General features: G+C 41.6%; 1 protein-coding gene. It reads left to right on the forward strand.

The annotated features are described in order from the left end of the window. A partial coding sequence (locus ACFINX_RS10345) for a DnaB-like helicase C-terminal domain-containing protein (RefSeq protein WP_375668823.1) occupies nt 1-659 on the forward strand: 659 nt, incomplete at both ends.

The following is a 659-nucleotide window of genomic DNA, read 5'->3' on the forward strand; positions in this document are numbered from 1 at the left end:
TTTGAAAACTTTGATACAGCCATTGCAAAAGCACTTAACATGGCAAGCGCTGCAAAAAAGCGTTCCTCACAGCTTTCTGGGATAGCTACCCATATCAAAACCCTTGATGAAAAAATGGGAGGATTACAGCCATCCGATTTGATTATCATAGCTGGACGCCCTGGAATGGGGAAAACCTCTCTGGCGACCAATATTGCTTTTAATATTGCCAATGCTTGTAAGCGTCATGATAACAGCCAAGAAAATGAAGGGGGCATTGTAGGTTTCTTCTCACTTGAGATGTCAACAGAACAGCTTGCAACTCGTATTATCTCAGAACAAATAAAGGTTTCTTCTTCTGATATGCGTCGTGGTAATATCTCAGAAGAGCAATTTACCAACATCATTTACGCAATGCGTTCCTTACAAACAATCCCTCTTTATATTGATCAAACGGGGGGTGTATCCCTTGCACAATTGTCCGCCCGTGCAAGGCGTCTCAAACGACAACATGGTCTAGATGTCTTGATTATCGATTATATCCAACTCATGACAAGCGGTTCAAAGCGTTCATTAGAAAATCGCGTTCAAGAAATTACAGCCATTACCACCGGATTAAAAGCACTTGCAAAAGAACTCAATATTCCCATCATTGCTCTGTCACAACTTTCGCGTCAAGT

The organism is Bartonella sp. AP36NXGY, assembly GCF_042195865.1.
Taxonomy (GTDB): domain Bacteria; phylum Pseudomonadota; class Alphaproteobacteria; order Rhizobiales; family Rhizobiaceae; genus Bartonella.